This is a genomic window from Kribbella sp. NPDC020701, from assembly GCF_055562215.1.
The window spans coordinates 293,019-307,089 of record NZ_JBVHFT010000003.1 but is presented as its reverse complement, the minus strand read 5'-3'; the positions used below and the strand labels follow the sequence as shown (position 1 = coordinate 307,089).

General features: G+C 67.6%; 15 protein-coding genes. 10 read left to right on the top strand and 5 right to left on the bottom strand.

Annotated features, from left to right (window positions below):
* Positions 1-204: 204 nt before the first annotated feature.
* From hemL to ACZ3HV_RS08585, 9 genes are all read left to right on the top strand, one after another.
* Positions 205-1,527: a glutamate-1-semialdehyde 2,1-aminomutase gene (hemL, locus tag ACZ3HV_RS08625; RefSeq protein WP_465682259.1), complete on the top strand. Its 1,323-nt coding sequence runs from the start codon at positions 205-207 to the stop codon at positions 1,525-1,527.
* Positions 1,528-1,585: 58 nt separating this feature from the next.
* Entirely contained in the window at positions 1,586-2,209 is a 624-nt protein-coding gene (locus ACZ3HV_RS08620) for a histidine phosphatase family protein (protein ID WP_465682814.1), read from the top strand.
* Positions 2,209-2,772 (top strand): TlpA family protein disulfide reductase, encoded by a 564-nt coding sequence (locus ACZ3HV_RS08615; protein WP_465682257.1) that lies wholly within the window; start codon positions 2,209-2,211, stop codon positions 2,770-2,772. The genes ACZ3HV_RS08620 and ACZ3HV_RS08615 overlap by 1 nt, the downstream gene beginning before the upstream one ends.
* A 4-nt stretch (positions 2,773-2,776) precedes the next feature.
* Positions 2,777-3,520 carry a cytochrome c biogenesis CcdA family protein gene (locus tag ACZ3HV_RS08610; RefSeq protein ID WP_360360306.1) on the top strand — a complete coding sequence of 248 codons (744 nt, stop codon included), beginning with the start codon at positions 2,777-2,779 and terminating at the stop codon, positions 3,518-3,520.
* Position 3,521: 1 nt separating this feature from the next.
* Entirely contained in the window at positions 3,522-5,108 is a 1,587-nt protein-coding gene (gene resB, locus ACZ3HV_RS08605) for a cytochrome c biogenesis protein ResB (RefSeq protein WP_465682255.1), read from the top strand.
* Entirely contained in the window at positions 5,105-6,142 is a 1,038-nt protein-coding gene (gene ccsB, locus ACZ3HV_RS08600) for a c-type cytochrome biogenesis protein CcsB (protein ID WP_465682253.1), read from the top strand. Before resB ends, ccsB begins: the two co-directional genes overlap by 4 nt.
* A gap of 1 nt (position 6,143) precedes the next feature.
* Complete coding sequence (locus ACZ3HV_RS08595) at positions 6,144-6,395, top strand: DUF4229 domain-containing protein (protein WP_360359867.1); 252 nt, start codon at positions 6,144-6,146, stop codon at positions 6,393-6,395.
* 208 nt (positions 6,396-6,603) lie between these two features.
* On the top strand, positions 6,604-7,212 hold the full coding sequence (locus tag ACZ3HV_RS08590; protein WP_465682812.1) for a TetR-like C-terminal domain-containing protein: 609 nt from the start codon (positions 6,604-6,606) through the stop codon (positions 7,210-7,212).
* Between the two features lie 60 nt (positions 7,213-7,272).
* Positions 7,273-8,841 carry an MFS transporter gene (locus ACZ3HV_RS08585; protein WP_465682250.1) on the top strand — a complete coding sequence of 523 codons (1,569 nt, stop codon included), beginning with the start codon at positions 7,273-7,275 and terminating at the stop codon, positions 8,839-8,841.
* Positions 8,842-8,904: 63 nt separating this feature from the next.
* Here ACZ3HV_RS08585 and ACZ3HV_RS08580 read toward each other — a convergent pair whose 3' ends face one another.
* Genes ACZ3HV_RS08580 through ACZ3HV_RS08570 form a run of 3 tightly spaced genes read right to left on the bottom strand, consistent with a single transcriptional unit; the run spans position 8,905 to position 10,753 of the window.
* Entirely contained in the window at positions 8,905-9,387 is a 483-nt protein-coding gene (locus tag ACZ3HV_RS08580) for a GNAT family N-acetyltransferase (protein ID WP_465682248.1), read from the bottom strand.
* Entirely contained in the window at positions 9,384-10,400 is a 1,017-nt protein-coding gene (locus ACZ3HV_RS08575) for a M48 family metallopeptidase (RefSeq protein ID WP_465682246.1), read from the bottom strand. The genes ACZ3HV_RS08580 and ACZ3HV_RS08575 overlap by 4 nt, the downstream gene beginning before the upstream one ends.
* Positions 10,397-10,753, bottom strand: a complete 357-nt coding sequence (locus tag ACZ3HV_RS08570) for a hypothetical protein (protein WP_465682244.1) — start codon at positions 10,751-10,753, stop codon at positions 10,397-10,399. Before ACZ3HV_RS08570 ends, ACZ3HV_RS08575 begins: the two co-directional genes overlap by 4 nt.
* Positions 10,754-10,835: 82 nt before the next feature.
* Here ACZ3HV_RS08570 and cds1 point away from each other — a divergent pair, with 82 nt between their 5' ends.
* Complete coding sequence (cds1, locus tag ACZ3HV_RS08565; RefSeq protein WP_465682242.1) at positions 10,836-11,957, top strand: L-cysteine desulfhydrase Cds1; 1,122 nt, start codon at positions 10,836-10,838, stop codon at positions 11,955-11,957.
* 3 nt (positions 11,958-11,960) lie between these two features.
* On the opposite strand, the gene ACZ3HV_RS08560 is transcribed toward cds1, so the two are convergent.
* Both ACZ3HV_RS08560 and ACZ3HV_RS08555 read right to left on the bottom strand, forming a co-directional pair.
* Positions 11,961-13,022 carry a hypothetical protein gene (locus ACZ3HV_RS08560; RefSeq protein ID WP_465682240.1) on the bottom strand — a complete coding sequence of 354 codons (1,062 nt, stop codon included), beginning with the start codon at positions 13,020-13,022 and terminating at the stop codon, positions 11,961-11,963.
* 162 nt (positions 13,023-13,184) lie between these two features.
* The gene (locus tag ACZ3HV_RS08555; protein WP_465682238.1) at positions 13,185-14,057 is read right to left on the bottom strand and encodes a 1,4-dihydroxy-2-naphthoate polyprenyltransferase; all 873 of its coding nucleotides are present in this window, start codon (positions 14,055-14,057) and stop codon (positions 13,185-13,187) included.
* Between the last annotated feature and the right edge of the window lie 14 nt (positions 14,058-14,071).

Here is a 14,071-nt window from a genome sequence, read left to right as displayed (position 1 = left end):
TCAGTTCGCCCGCTAGGGGCTGCTGTCTCGGTTGCCGTCGTTACTGGTCTAACGTCCGCCCCGTGCGTGGGTTACGCGCCGAACTCAGACGGTATACGTGCGGTGACCGGGTACCCATACTGGCGCGTAACAACACCCCTTGTGAACCCCCGGCGGCGCAATTGTGCCTGCCCGCCCACCTGACCGGCGGGCCGGTCGGGGAGAATGGCGGCCGTGCCCGACCACACAGAACAGTCCGCCGCGCTCTTCGCCAGGGCGTCCGCAGTCACCCCGGGCGGGGTCAACTCTCCCGTCCGCGCGTTCCGCGCCGTCGGCGGCGTGCCGCGCTTCATGGCATCGGGTGACCGATGTCACATCACCGACGTCGACGGCAATCGCTACCTCGACCTGGTCTGCTCCTGGGGCCCGATGCTGCTCGGCCACGCCCACCCCGAGGTGATCGCCGCCGTCCAGGCCGCGGTCGCCCGCGGTACGTCGTACGGGACGCCGACCGAGACCGAAGTACTGCTCGGTGAGGAGATCGTCGCCCGCACGCCGGTGGACAAGGTCCGGCTGGTCTCGTCCGGCACCGAGGCGACCATGTCCGCGCTCCGGCTGGCCCGCGGCTTCACCGGCCGGGCCAAGATCATCAAGTTCGCGGGCTGCTACCACGGACATGTGGACGCACTGCTGGCCCAGGCCGGTTCCGGCGTGATCACCCTCGGCATCCCCGGTACGCCGGGGGTCACCGAGGCGACCACCGCCGACACGATCGTGCTGCCGTACAACGACCAGGCCGCCGTGTCCGCCGCCTTCGCCGAGTACGGCGACCAGATCGCGGCCGTCATCACCGAGGCCTCGCCGGGCAACATGGGCGTCGTACCGCCGCGCGACAACTTCAACGCCTTCCTGGCCCGGATCTGCACCGAGAACGGCGCTTTGTTCATCTCCGACGAGGTGATGACCGGCTTCCGGATCACCCGCTCCGGTTGGTACGGCGTCGACGGCGTCCAGCCGGATCTGATGACGTTCGGCAAGGTGATGGGCGGCGGCTTCCCGGCCGCGGCGTTCGGCGGCCGGGCCGACATCATGGCCCACCTCGCGCCCGAGGGCTCGGTGTACCAAGCCGGGACTCTGTCCGGGAACCCGATCGCCACGACGGCCGGCCTGACCACGTTGCGGCTGGCAACCGACGAGGTCTACGCCCGGCTGGACGAGACCTCGGCCACCATCCAGCGCCTCGTCGGCACCGCGCTGGACAAGGAAGGTGTGCCGCACGTCATCCAGACGGCCGGGAACCTCTTCAGTGTCTTCTTCGTGGAGTCCTCGGAGGGACCTGCCGAAATCCGGGACTTCAGCGGAGCCAACGCCCAGGTGCTGCCCCGGTTCGCCGCGTTCTTCCATGCAATGCTGGACGCTGGCGTCTACCTGCCGCCGAGTGCGTTCGAAGCCTGGTTCGTCAGCAGCGCCATCGACGATGACGCGCTGGCCGAGTTGGAGTCCGCCCTCGCCCCGGCCGCCCGGGCGGCAGCCGCAGTACAGATCTGAAGGGCTGAGTAGAACAGATGAGAGGGCAGCGGTGACCGAAACGACGGTCGTGCACCTGATGCGTCACGGCGAGGTGCACAACCCGACCGGTGTGCTCTACGGCCGGATTCCCGACTTCCATCTGTCCGAGCTCGGCCGCGCGATGGCCGAACGGGTCGCGGAGCACGTCAAGGGCCGCGACATCGTGCACCTGGTCAGCTCGCCGCTCGAGCGGGCCCAGGAGACGATGGAGCCGATCGCCAAGGTGTTCGGGCTGACCCCGGACATCGACGAGCGGGTGATCGAGGCGGCGAACCTGTTCGAGGGCAAGAAGTTCGGTGTCGGCGACGGCGCACTGCGTAATCCGAGCGCCTGGTGGCTGCTGCGCAACCCGCTCAAGCCGTCCTGGGGTGAGCCGTACCAGCAGCTCGTCCGGCGGATGCGGGACGCGATCGAGACCGCCCGGCAGAAGGCCGCCGGGCACGAGGCGCTGATCGTGTCGCACCAGCTGCCGATCTGGATCGTCCGGTCCGCGATCGAGGGCCGCCGGCTGCCGCACGACCCGCGCAGGCGGCAGTGCAGCCTGGCCAGCCTGACCTCGTTCACCTTCCACGGCGATCAGATCGTTTCGGTCGGCTACTCGGAGCCCGCAAAAGACATGCTGCCGGTCAAGAACCCGAAGAAGTTCGTGGGTGGCGCGTGATGCGTCGTACAGCTGTCCTGGTAGGCGGACTGATGCTCGCGGTGACCGCGTGTTCGTCCGGTCAGCAGGCAGCGCAGAACCGGCAGGGCCAGGCGGGATTCGTGAGCGGCACCGGCAACGTGTCGGTGTTCGCCCCCGCCGATCGCAAACCGGCGCCCGCGCTGACCGGTACGACGCTGGACGGCAAGGCCTGGACGCTGTCCGACCAGGTCGGCAAGGTCGTCGTACTGAATGTGTGGGGTTCGTGGTGCCCGCCGTGCCGTAAGGAAGCGCCGGACCTCGTTGCCGCGGCCAAGGAGCTCGGTCCGTCGGTCCAGTTCATCGGCCTGAACACGCGTGACCTCGACCCTGCTCCGGCGAAGAAGTTCGTCCAGGAGTTCGGCGTGCAGTATCCGAGCATCTACGACCCGAACGGCAAGGCATTGCTGCGGTTCCGCGGTCAGATCTCGCCGAAGGCGATCCCGACGACGCTGGTGATCGACAAGACCGGCAAGGTCGCGTCCCGGGTGGTCGGCGAGGTTTCCCAGGAGACCTTGCTCGGCATGGTGAAGGATGCCGGTTGAGCTGATGGGTCAGTGGTTCGCCGACTCGATGACGGGGTCGATGCTGGTGGCGTTGCCGATCGCGGTTCTGGCCGGCGCGATCTCGTTCTTCTCGCCGTGCGTCGTTCCGTTGCTGCCCGGCTACCTGTCGTACGTCACCGGGCTGTCCGCGGCCGAGCTCGACTCGGCCAAGCGCGGCCGGATGCTGGCCGGGACGGCCTTGTTCGTCGCCGGGTTCTCCGCCGTGTTCATCCTGACCGGGGTGGTGTTCGGCAAGGCCGGTGACCTGCTGATCGATCACCAGACCGCGATCACGCGGGTGCTCGGCGCGCTGACCGTCGTACTCGGGCTGGTCTTCCTCGGCGGGTTCGGGTTCCTGCAGAAGGACGTGCGGGTGCATCGGGTGCCGGCCGTCGGGATCGCGGCGGCCCCGCTGCTCGGCGTACTGTTCGGATTCGGGTGGACTCCGTGTATCGGTCCGACGCTCGGGACCGTGATGACGCTGGCCACGACCGAGGGCAGCACCGCGCGGGGTGCGACGCTGGCGCTGGTGTTCAGCCTCGGGCTGGGCATTCCGTTCATCGTGGCGGCGCTGGCGTTCCGGCGGATGCTGGCCGCGGTGGCGTGGGTCCGGCGGCACCAGTTGCTGGTGATCCGGATCGGCGGCGTACTGATGATCGCGGTGGGGCTACTGCTGCTGACGGGAGTGTGGGATGCGATGACCGCGGACCTGCGGCAGTGGGTCGCCAACTTCGGGTCGGCGGTGTGAGATGACCGAGCTCAAGGACCGCATCGGCGCCGCCTCCGGCCCCGGCGAACCGTCCGAACCGCCGGCGATGGGCCTGGTCGGCTGGCTGCGCTGGACCTGGCGGCAGCTCACCTCGATGAAGACCGCGCTGGTGCTGCTGTTCCTGCTCGCGCTCGGCGCGGTGCCGGGTTCGCTGGTCCCGCAGACGCCGATCGACCCGATCAAGGTGTCCGACTTCCTCGAGGCGCACAAGAGGCTCGGGCCGATCTACGACAAGCTCGGCCTGTTCGACGTCTACAAGTCGGCCTGGTTCTCGGCCATCTACCTACTGCTGTTCATCTCGCTGATCGGCTGCGTCGTCCCGCGGCTCAGCGTGTACTTCAAAGCCGTCCGGGCCCGGCCGCCGAAGCCGCCGCGCAACCTCAACCGGTTGCCCGGGTACGCGCGCTTCACCGTCGACGAGCCCGGTGACGTGCTGGCGGTGGCGACGCGCGAGCTCAAGCGCCGGCGCTTCCGCGTCCAGACGTACGACGGTGCCGTCGGGGCGGAGCGTGGTTACCTGCGCGAGGCGGGCAACCTGTTGTTCCACTTCTCGCTGATCCTGGCGCTGATCGGGGTCGCGTGGGGTTCGCTGTTCGGCTACCGCGGCACCGTACTGGTTGTCGTGGGCAACGGGTTCGCCAACTCGGTGGCGCAGTACGACGACTTCACGCCGGGGCGGGCGTTCAGCGGTGACGAGGACCTGCCGCCGTTCTCGCTGACGGTGAAGGACTTCCAGGTGAAGTTCCAGGAGGACGGTCCGCAGCGGGGTGCGGCGCGCGAGTTCAAGGCGCAGCTGGCCTACCAGGAGACGCCGGACGCGCCGGAGAAGTCGTACGAGCTGCAGGTCAACCACCCGCTCAAGCTCGACGGCAGCAGCGTCTACCTGCTCGGCCACGGCTACGCGCCGCGAGTGACGGTGAAGGACGGCCAGGGGAACGTGGCGTTCTCCGGGCCGGCGCCGTTCCTGCCGCAGGACGGCAATTTCTCGTCGTTCGGCGTGATCAAGGCACCGGACGCGCGGCCGATGACACTCGGCTTCGAGGGCTTCTTCCTGCCGACCGCGGTGATCGACCAGCGCGGTCCGGTCTCGGTGTTCCCCGACGACCTGAACCCGATGCTCGTGATGACCGGGTACTACGGCCGGCCGCAGCCGGAGACCGGGAAGCCGGAGTCGGTGTACCAGCTGGACAAGTCGAAGCTGACCCAGTTCCAGAAGAACGGTGACAAGCTGCGGTTCCAGCTCGCGCCGGGACAGAGCATGGCGCTGCCGGACAAGGCCGGGTCGATCACCTTCGACGGTTACAGCCGCTGGGTGAAGCTGCAGGTCAGCCACACACCGGGTACGAACCTCGCGCTGGCGGGCATCCTGCTGGCGATCCTCGGGCTGATGGGCTCGCTGTTCATCCATCCGCGCCGTACCTGGGTGCGGGTCCGGACCGAGGACGGGCGTACCGTGGTCGAGGTCGCGGGTCTGGACCGCGGACCCGAGCGCGGCCTCGGCGACGAGATCCAGGCCATCACCAAGAGTTTGCAACCCGCTCGATCGAAAACCCAGGAGCAGCCATGAGCCCGGAGACCTACGCGCAAGTCTCCAACCTGCTGATCCCGACCGCGACCGTGATCTACGCCTTGGCGATGGTCTCCCACGCCATGGAATGGGCCGTCGGCCGCGCGGTGGTGGCGAAGACTGAGGACGTCAAGGAAGAGGCGCAAGCCGAACTCCTGGTCGCCTCCGGCGCCTCGACCGTCGGAGACGGCGTCGCCTCGACCGGCTCCGACTCCAGCTCCAGCGGCTCGGCCGCCCCCTCCACTTCCGGCGCCGAAGGCGCCGCCTCGGAGCGGATGGAGGCTGCTAGCCGCATTGGGCTGTTGCTGACCTGGTTGGCATTCGTGCTGCACCTGGGTGGTGTGGTGACCCGCGGGCTGGCCGCGGGGCGGGTGCCGTGGGGCAACATGTACGAGTTCTCGATCACCGCCTCGCTGGCGGTTGCGATCGTCTACCTGATCTTCGTGCAGCGGTACAAGCTGCAGTGGCTGGGTCTCGGTGTGACGCTGGTGGTCGCCGCCGTACTCGGCCTTGCGACGCTGGCGCTCTACACCCCGGCCGGGCCGCTCGTGCCGGCGCTGCACTCGTACTGGCTCGTCATCCACGTGTCCTCGGCCGCGATCTCCGGTGGTGCGTTCACCGTTGGCGGCCTGGTGTCGGTGCTGTACCTGGTCAAGGCCCGCGCCGAGCGCAAGGTTCTCGCGGGTGGCTCGATGTCGGCGTCACTGCGCCGGCTGCCGAGTGCGGAGGCGATGGACGGTACGGCGTACAAGGTGCTGGCGTTCGCGTTCCCGCTGTGGACGTTCGGGGTGCTGGTGGCCGGTCCGATCTGGGCCGAGTATGCCTGGGGCCGGTACTGGGGCTGGGACCCCAAGGAGGTCTGGTCGCTGGTGACCTGGGTGGTGTATGCCGCCTACCTGCACGCGCGGGCGACCGCGGGCTGGCGGGGCCGCCGGGCCGCGACGATCGCGATCGTCGGCTGGTTCGTGTTCATCTTCAATTTCGTCGGAGTAAACCTGTTGGTCTCCGGTCTGCACTCCTACGCTGGGGTGTGAGATGAAGGAATTCGCCATCTACACCGGCTTGCGGGCGGGGTTGTTCGCCGTCTGCCTGGCCGTGCTGTGGGTCGCCCTGCACACCTGGCTGAATCTGTTCCCGTTGTTGCTGCTGGCCCTGATCCTCTCCTCGATCCTGTCCATCTTCGTGCTCCGCGCCGCCCGCGACCGCCTGGCCGGCAAGATCGAGCACCGCGCCGAGAAGATCTCGCACCGGATCGAGCAGGCCCGCACCGCCGAAGACGACGACTGACGGGCAGTCGCCCGGTCCGTCCGCTCGCCCGATCGGGCACCCACGCCTGAGAACGCCGTACCAGTGGTTCACTGGTACGGAGAGTGACCTATGCCACTCCGGAATTCCCGGCAAAATCGTTTGTGCACCTCTTCACGTGAGTCGTAGAGTGATGGATGAAACGAAACGGTTTCGTTCTATCGTGACTTGATACTTACGCAGGGTGATGATGGTGGTGGACACAGCCGGGGTGCGGCAGCGGCCGCGGGTCGAGGGTGGTCGCGAAGAGGAGATCCTCGATGCGACCGTCGCGGTAGTGGCCGAGCTGGGCTATGACCGGCTGACCATGGACGCGGTGGCGACGGCGGCGAAGGCCAGCAAGGCGACGCTGTACCGGCGCTGGACCACCAAGGCCGAGCTGGTCGTCGACGCGATCAGCCGGGCCAAGGGCTGCCCGATCCCGGAGGACGTTGACACCGGCAGCCTGCGGGGCGACCTGATCTCGATGTCGTGTGGTGACGGCGGCTTCACCGACGAACTGCCGATGTCGGTGATCGCCGGTCTGCTCACCGCCCTGCACCGCGACCCGGAGCTGCAGAAGGCGTTCCAGGAGCGCTTCGTCGCGCCCCGGCAGCACGTGGTCGCCACGGTCTACGCCCGGGCCGTCGAGCGCGGCGAGATCGCGCCGGACGTCGACGTCGAGCTGCTCTCGGTGACGCTGCCCGCGGTCATCATCCACCACGCCTACATCCTCGGCGTCGAGCCGACGGACGACCTGATCCTCCGAGTGATCGACAACGTGATCCTGCCTGCGGCGCGGGGGTCGCAGGTGAGCTGACCGGTGAGGGGCCGGTCCGCGACGAAGCAAGACAGTCTGCCCAAGAGGGGAAGTTTTCTTATGTCCGAAGAAGTCATCAAGGCCGATCCGCCAGACGATCGGCCGGCCGACTCGGTGACCGAGGCCGAGAACGGCCATGGCCACCGCAATCTAGGTATCGCGCTCGCGCTGATCTGCATGGCGCAGCTGATGGTGGTGCTGGACGGCACCATCGTCAACATCGCCCTGCCGCACATCAAGGACGACCTGGGCTTCAGCAACGCGTCGCTTCCGTGGGTGGTCAACGCCTACGCGCTGGCGTTCGGCGGCCTGCTGCTGCTCGGCGGCCGGATCGGGGACATCCTCGGCCGCCGCAAGGTGTTCGTCTTCGGCGTCGTGCTGTTCGGCGTGGCGTCGTTCGTCGGCGGTATCGCCCAGAGCGAGGAAGTCCTGCTGGTCAGCCGGATCCTGCAGGGCGTCGCGGCCGCGGCGGCTGCGCCGAACGCGCTCGCGCTGATCACCACCACCTTTCCGGCCGGCAAGGAGCGCAACCGCGCGATGGGCGTGTACGCCGCCATGTCCGGTGCCGGCGCGGCCGTCGGCCTGATCCTCGGTGGCGCGCTGACCGAGGCGTCCTGGCGCTGGACCTTCTTCATCAACACGCCGATCGGCCTGATCGTGGCGGTACTGGCGTTCCGGTATCTGGGCGAGTCGGCCCGGCAGACCGGCAAGTTCGACCTGCCCGGTGCGATCACCGGCACGCTGGGTCTGACCTCGCTGGTCTACGGCCTGACCCACGCGGCCTCGAACGGCTGGGGTGACGCGGCCACGCTGACCTACATCCTCGGCGGTCTGGCCCTGATCGGGATCTTCCTCGGCATCGAGGCCCGGTCGCGGCACGCACTGCTGCCGTTCCGGATCCTCGCGAACCGGACCCGTGGGGTCAGCTTCTTCGTGATGCTGATCGTCGGTGCGGCGATGTTCTCGATGTTCTACTTCCTGGGCATCTTCGTGCAGAGCATCATGGGCTACAGCGCGATCAAGACCGGCCTTGCGTTCCTGCCGTTCAGCGTCGGCATCGTGGCCGCGGCCCAGGTCGCGTCCACGCTGGTGGCCCGGATCGATCCGCGCTGGATCGCCGGTGCCGGTGGTGTGCTGGTGGCGGGCGGCATGTTCGGGTTCAGCCAGCTCGAGGTCGACTCGACGTACTGGACCCACCTGCTGCCGTACATCCTGGTGCTGTCGTTCGGCATGGGCCTGATCTTCGTGCCGATGACGCTGACCGCGGTCAGCGGAGTCGCGAACGAGGACTCCGGTGTCGGATCCGCCGTACTGAACACGGTCCAGCAGATCGGTGGTGCGATCGGCCTGGCGCTGCTCGGCACGATCTCCACCAACGCGATCACTGACAAGTTCAACGAGCTGGCTCCGGGTCTGCAGAAGGCCGCCGAGGCCGGGCAGTCGCCGGACCAGATCAAGCAGTTGCAGGGTCAGTTCACGGCGCTGGCGACGACGCACGGCTTCACCCGGGCGTTCACCTGGTCTGCCTTCCTGGCGCTGGGCGCGGCAGTGATCACCTTGATCGGCCTGTCGATCAAGCACAAGGATCTGGCCGCGGACAACGCGGACGGACCCGTCCACGTGGGCTGATGCTCCGAATGCCCGAAGGGCCCGCTTCCCGGGAGGGGGGAAGCGGGCCCTTCGTCTGTCCGCTCAGAGCTGCTTGCGCATCACGAGTTCACGCCGTACGCCGTCCGGCATCAGGTCACCGAGTTCGTCGGTGTCGGTGAAACCGTTGCGGAGATAGAGGTTGTGGGCGGGGTCGTTGCCATCCGCAACCGAAAGCTTCAGGATCGTCGCGCCGGTGCCACGGGCCCAGGTCTCGACCGAGGTCATCAAGGCGTTGCCGATGCCCCGGCCGCGGCCCGCCGGAGCGATCCACATCGAGACGAGTTCGGTGACTCCCGGCTCGTCGGCACACAGTCCGCCGGCCATGCCGACCGGCGTACCGTCCAGCGACGCGATCACCTGGTAGGCGCCGGGCACGCTGAGCCGCTCGCGCCAGCGCTCCTCGGGGGCGTCCACCCAGTCCACCAGCTGCGAGCCGAACGCGTACGGCGCTTCCTCGAGCGCGGCCAGCCGCAGCTCCCGCCACACCTTCCAGTGGTTCGGCCCGACGTCGAGCAGATCGATCATCTCGGCGGGAACTTGGACGAGACCCAGTCGCGGACGCCGCCCAGGCCGTCGCTGAGGTCGCGGAGGAACTTTGCCAGCGGGTCCTGCGAGCGGGCGAAGGCGTCGGAGTACGACTTGGCGGCGTTCTTCGCCTCCTGCGACATGGACGCGGTGGCGTCGTCCTGGCGCTTGGGGTAGTCGCCGGAGACGATCGTCGTGTACTCGCCGTCGTTGATCCAGCGCCGCAGCTCGTGCGCGCGGATCACGGCCATCGGGTGCGTCTGCGCCTCGAGCAGCAGCAGCTTCAGCACGCTGTCACGTAGGTCGCCGGCGCTCTCGTACTCCGTTCCCTGGGCGAGGAAGGCCGTGGTGTCGAGCTCGGCGAGCTGACCGCCGCTGGCCAGCTTCATCTGCACGCGGAGCGCGACCGCCGGGTCCTGGACCGCGAGCAGGCCGGCCCGATCGCCGGACAGCTCGGCCTTGCGGGACCACTCGTGCAGCGCGGCGATGATCGCGCGGATGCCCAGCGCGCCGACCGGCATCCAGTTGATCGCGCCGGTCAGCCGCATCAGCCACAGCAGCAGCGACTGGTAGAGCGCGTGTCCACTCTGCGCGTGGCCGAGCTCGTGGCCGAGGATGAACCGCAGCTCCTCCTCGTCCAGGCCCTGCAGCAGGGCGCTGTTCACCACGATGAACGGCCTGTCCATGCCGATCGTGACTGCGTTCCAGATCGGGCTGTTGCTCACGTACAACTCGGGGAGCTGCCGGACGTCGAGCGTCGTACCGGCTTCGGTGAAGAGGCGGTGCACGGTGGGGAACTGCCGCTCGTCGACCCGGATCGCCCCGCCGAGGAACTGCAGCCGGAAGGCTCGCTCGTTGATCATCCCGGACATCTTCCGCAGGACGTAGTCGAACCCCTTCAGCTGCCGCAGGGCGACCAGCGCACCGCGGTCCGCCGGGTGCTCCCACGCCCGCGAACTGATGTCGGTCAGCGTGACCCGCTGGCGCGTCGGCCGGTCGTCGTTCTCGCTCATCGCTCCCCCTGCCCAGTCGTCATGTCCTCCCAACCTAGCTCGCGCCCGGGTCGCCGGACTTTGGGATTGAGCATCCAGGCGAGCAGGAGGGAAAGCGGCCAGCTGAGCGGGACCGACCACCACCGCAGATGCAGGTAGAGGAAGGCCGCCACACTCCCCAGCGTGAGCCCGGTGCCCCACAGCCGGTACCAGAATGCGTTCCAGCCGGGGTGCTGCACGCCGCGCCGGTGCCCGACCGCCGCGAGCGCGGCGGTGGCGGGGAGAGCGGTCAGTACGCCGAAGCCGACGACGAGCACGACGATCAGCACGATCTCACCGGTGGAGAAGTGCGGCACGAACCCCAGGGGAACCATGCGTCTCATCCTCGCGGTCCGGCTGGCCGCTCACCGAGCGTAGGAATACTCAAATCGCGCTATACGCCCTAGCCTGGCCCGCATGAGTGAGGTTGACGGGGTGTGTCGTGAGGTGGATCGGCGGGACGACAAGGCGCGCGCCTGGGTGTCCGAGGCGATCCGGATCGTCGACGCCGACGCGAACCGGAGCGCGGACACGCACCTGCACGTGTTCCCGATGCCGGCCGGCACCGGTGTGGATCTGTACCTGAAGGACGAGTCCGTGCACCCGACCGGCTCGCTCAAACACCGGCTGGCCCGGTCACTGTTCCTCTATGCGCTGTGCAATGGCTGGATCACCGAAGGCACCACGGTGATCGAGGCGTCCAGCGGCTCGACCGCGGTCAGCGAGGCGTACTTCGCCCGCCTGCTCGGCCTCCCGTTCATCGCAGTGATGCCGCGCTCGACCAGCCCGGAGAAGGTCGAGCTGATCGAGTTCTACGGCGGCCGCTGCCACTTCGTCGAGCGCTCCGGACAGATCTACGGCGAGGCCAAGCGGCTGGCCGAAGAGACCGGCGGCCACTACATGGACCAGTTCACGTACGCCGAGCGGGCGACTGACTGGCGTGGCAACAACAACATCGCCGAGTCGATCTTCGGCCAGCTTTCGTTGGAGGAGCATCCGATCCCGACCTGGATCGTGGTCGGCGCCGGCACCGGCGGTACGTCGGCCACCATCGGACGCTACGTCCGCTACCAGCGCTTCGACACCTCGGTCGCGGTCGTCGACCCGGAGAACTCGGCCTTCTTCCCGGCCTTCGAAGCCGGTGACGACAACTTCTCCACCGGCCGCCCGTCCCTGATCGAAGGCATCGGCCGGCCGCGCGTCGAGCCGTCGTTCGTCCTCGGCGTCGTCGACCGGATGATCTCCGTCCCCGACGCCGCCTCGATCGCCGCGATGCGCTTCTGTTCCCGCGTCACCGGCCGCCTGGTCGGCGGCTCCACCGGCACGAACCTGTGGGGCGCCCTCCGCCTGGCCGCCGAAATGCGCCGCACCAACGTCCGCGGCAGCATCGTCACGTTGTTGTGCGACAGCGGCGAACGCTACGGCAACACCTACTACGACGACGCCTGGCTCCGAACCAACGGCATAGACATCACCCCGTACACGGTGACCCTCGAAACCTTCGCAACCACAGGCCGTTGGGTCGAACCCGTCAGGTGACCGTCAGTTCTCGCCGCCGAGGTAGTAGTCCGCCTCGCGTCGCGCTCGGGCACGGGCGAGGTAGGTAGCCAACTCCACTCGCCCGCCGTCGTGGTCGTCCTTGCTCTCCAGAATGCCTTGCAGATAGATGCGATTCGCCATGCCCTCGAGAACAGCCTCCCTGACCTCTTCGGGCTGATTGGCGATGAATCCATGGACGGTGCGCAGTCGAAGATCGGCTCGCTTGGACCTTCGGGACTCGCGATGATTGACGGCCCCGCGCGCGAAGCAGAGGCAGCCGAGCCCGATTGCCGTGAACGCGATCCCGAGCCTTGTCAAGGTGATCGCCGGCGTCGCCAGGATGCTTGAATCCGAGCTGAAGTAGTGGGTCAGGAGGATGACCAGCGGAACGCCGCCGACCGTCAGTCCCATCAAGTCCCAGGTCCAACCGGCGAGCGCCTTGTTGCGCGCATTCTTTCCGTAGCTGTCGGCAACGGCCTGTTGAGTCAGCGCAGCCAAGACATTCGCACCCTGGGATCGCATCTCCTCCAAGCTGGCTAAGTCTCGACTTGCCCCGAGCGCGGCCGTCATGAGCGTTTCCTCGAGCTCATTGAGGTGCGCTCGATAATTCTGCATGGCATCCGAGACCTGCTTCTCCAGCGAATCCTTGATCTCCTTCTCGAGTTCCCTCTTGTACGCCGTGATCGTGACCGACTGAGCTTGACCGATGCCTTTCGGACTGAGTGCCGGCCAGGTTCCCAGTTGCTCGAGCACAGCGTCGATCCCATCAGCGGCAGCCCGCAGGTCACGTGCGCAGCCGTCGCGATCGCGTGCATAGTGGGCGAGATGGGCCTGCACGTTTGCCGCGATATGAATGTGGACATTGTCGAGCATGCGCGTCGAGTACCGTCGCGGATCTTCCTGACGGTGATCCTGAATTGTCTCGACCAGCCACTGCAGGCGGGACAGTGAATCCGCCTCGTCCACATCATCGGGCAGAACGAGGCGCTCGAGTTCGCCAGTGATCTGATTGATCAGTGCCCATAGCGGATGATTATTGAATCTGGTTTCCCAAATCGATCCCATACGTCCCCCACTGACTTGAGGACAGGATGCGCGCCGGACCCGAACGCGTCAACGCGTCTGCGGGCCGGATATCCACAAAGCGTATGCAATCGTTACCCACCGTAGGAATCGAACCGGTCGGTCTCGCAAGAATGCGCGGCCCGAAGCCCACGCAGGGGGAAGCTAGCCGCCGAGGGCGAGGCCGATCGCCAGGCCGACGGCGTACAGGAGTTCTGTCTGGCCGGTGCCCTTGAGGACTGGGATGAGGGCTGGGCCTACGGCGTCGCTGAGGACTACTCGGGTGGACTTGATGGCCAAGGGCAGGGCTACCAAGGCGAGCAGGGTCCAGGGGGTGGCGATGACCGAGACGGCTGCCAGGACGAAGGCAACTGCGATGAGGGCGGCGTAGAACTTGCGGGAGCGGGAGGCACCCAGGACTACGGCCAGGGTGCGTTTGCCGGTGACCGTGTCGGTGGGGATGTCGCGGAGGTTGTTGGCGACCAAGAGGGCGCAGGCGATGGAGCCTACGGAGACTGCGCCGGCGACGGCGGTCCAGTTCAGGGTCTCGGCCTGGACGTAGGTGGTGCCCAGTACGGCGACCAGCCCGAAGAAGAGGAACACGCTGACCTCACCGAGGGCCCGGTACCCGTACGGCCTCTTGCCGCCCGTGTAGAACCATGCACCGATCAGGGAGGCCGCACCGGCGACCAGCAGCCACCAGTTGGAGGTGGCGCACAGGATTACGCCGAGTACGGCGCCCACACCGAAGCAGGTGAAGGCTGCGGTCTTCACCTGTCCCGGAGTGGCGACCTTGGAGCCGACCAGCCGCAGTGGGCCGACGCGGTTCTCGTCGGTACCGCGGATGCCGTCGCTGTAGTCGTTGGCGTAGTTGACCCCGATCTGGAGCGCCAGGGCCACGCCAAGCGCGAGCAGTGCCTTCCACCAGACGAAGCCGTCCAGGTACGCCGCCGCACCGGTACCGACGAGGACAGGGGAGATCGCAGCGGGCAGCGTGCGCGGGCGGGCGCCTTCGATCCACTGGGCAGGGGTGGCCATGACCGTCGATTCTG

Coding starts and splice junctions, on each gene's coding strand:
- hemL (WP_465682259.1), top strand. CDS start 205: ATGGCGGCCGTGCCCGACCACACAGAACAGTCCGCCGCGCTCTTCGCC.
- ACZ3HV_RS08620 (WP_465682814.1), top strand. CDS start 1,586: ATGCGTCACGGCGAGGTGCACAACCCGACCGGTGTGCTCTACGGCCGG.
- ACZ3HV_RS08615 (WP_465682257.1), top strand. CDS start 2,209: ATGCGTCGTACAGCTGTCCTGGTAGGCGGACTGATGCTCGCGGTGACC.
- ACZ3HV_RS08610 (WP_360360306.1), top strand. CDS start 2,777: ATGGGTCAGTGGTTCGCCGACTCGATGACGGGGTCGATGCTGGTGGCG.
- resB (WP_465682255.1), top strand. CDS start 3,522: ATGACCGAGCTCAAGGACCGCATCGGCGCCGCCTCCGGCCCCGGCGAA.
- ccsB (WP_465682253.1), top strand. CDS start 5,105: ATGAGCCCGGAGACCTACGCGCAAGTCTCCAACCTGCTGATCCCGACC.
- ACZ3HV_RS08595 (WP_360359867.1), top strand. CDS start 6,144: ATGAAGGAATTCGCCATCTACACCGGCTTGCGGGCGGGGTTGTTCGCC.
- ACZ3HV_RS08590 (WP_465682812.1), top strand. CDS start 6,604: ATGGTGGTGGACACAGCCGGGGTGCGGCAGCGGCCGCGGGTCGAGGGT.
- ACZ3HV_RS08585 (WP_465682250.1), top strand. CDS start 7,273: ATGTCCGAAGAAGTCATCAAGGCCGATCCGCCAGACGATCGGCCGGCC.
- ACZ3HV_RS08580 (WP_465682248.1), bottom strand. CDS start 9,387: ATGATCGATCTGCTCGACGTCGGGCCGAACCACTGGAAGGTGTGGCGG.
- ACZ3HV_RS08575 (WP_465682246.1), bottom strand. CDS start 10,400: ATGAGCGAGAACGACGACCGGCCGACGCGCCAGCGGGTCACGCTGACC.
- ACZ3HV_RS08570 (WP_465682244.1), bottom strand. CDS start 10,753: ATGGTTCCCCTGGGGTTCGTGCCGCACTTCTCCACCGGTGAGATCGTG.
- cds1 (WP_465682242.1), top strand. CDS start 10,836: ATGAGTGAGGTTGACGGGGTGTGTCGTGAGGTGGATCGGCGGGACGAC.
- ACZ3HV_RS08560 (WP_465682240.1), bottom strand. CDS start 13,022: ATGGGATCGATTTGGGAAACCAGATTCAATAATCATCCGCTATGGGCA.
- ACZ3HV_RS08555 (WP_465682238.1), bottom strand. CDS start 14,057: ATGGCCACCCCTGCCCAGTGGATCGAAGGCGCCCGCCCGCGCACGCTG.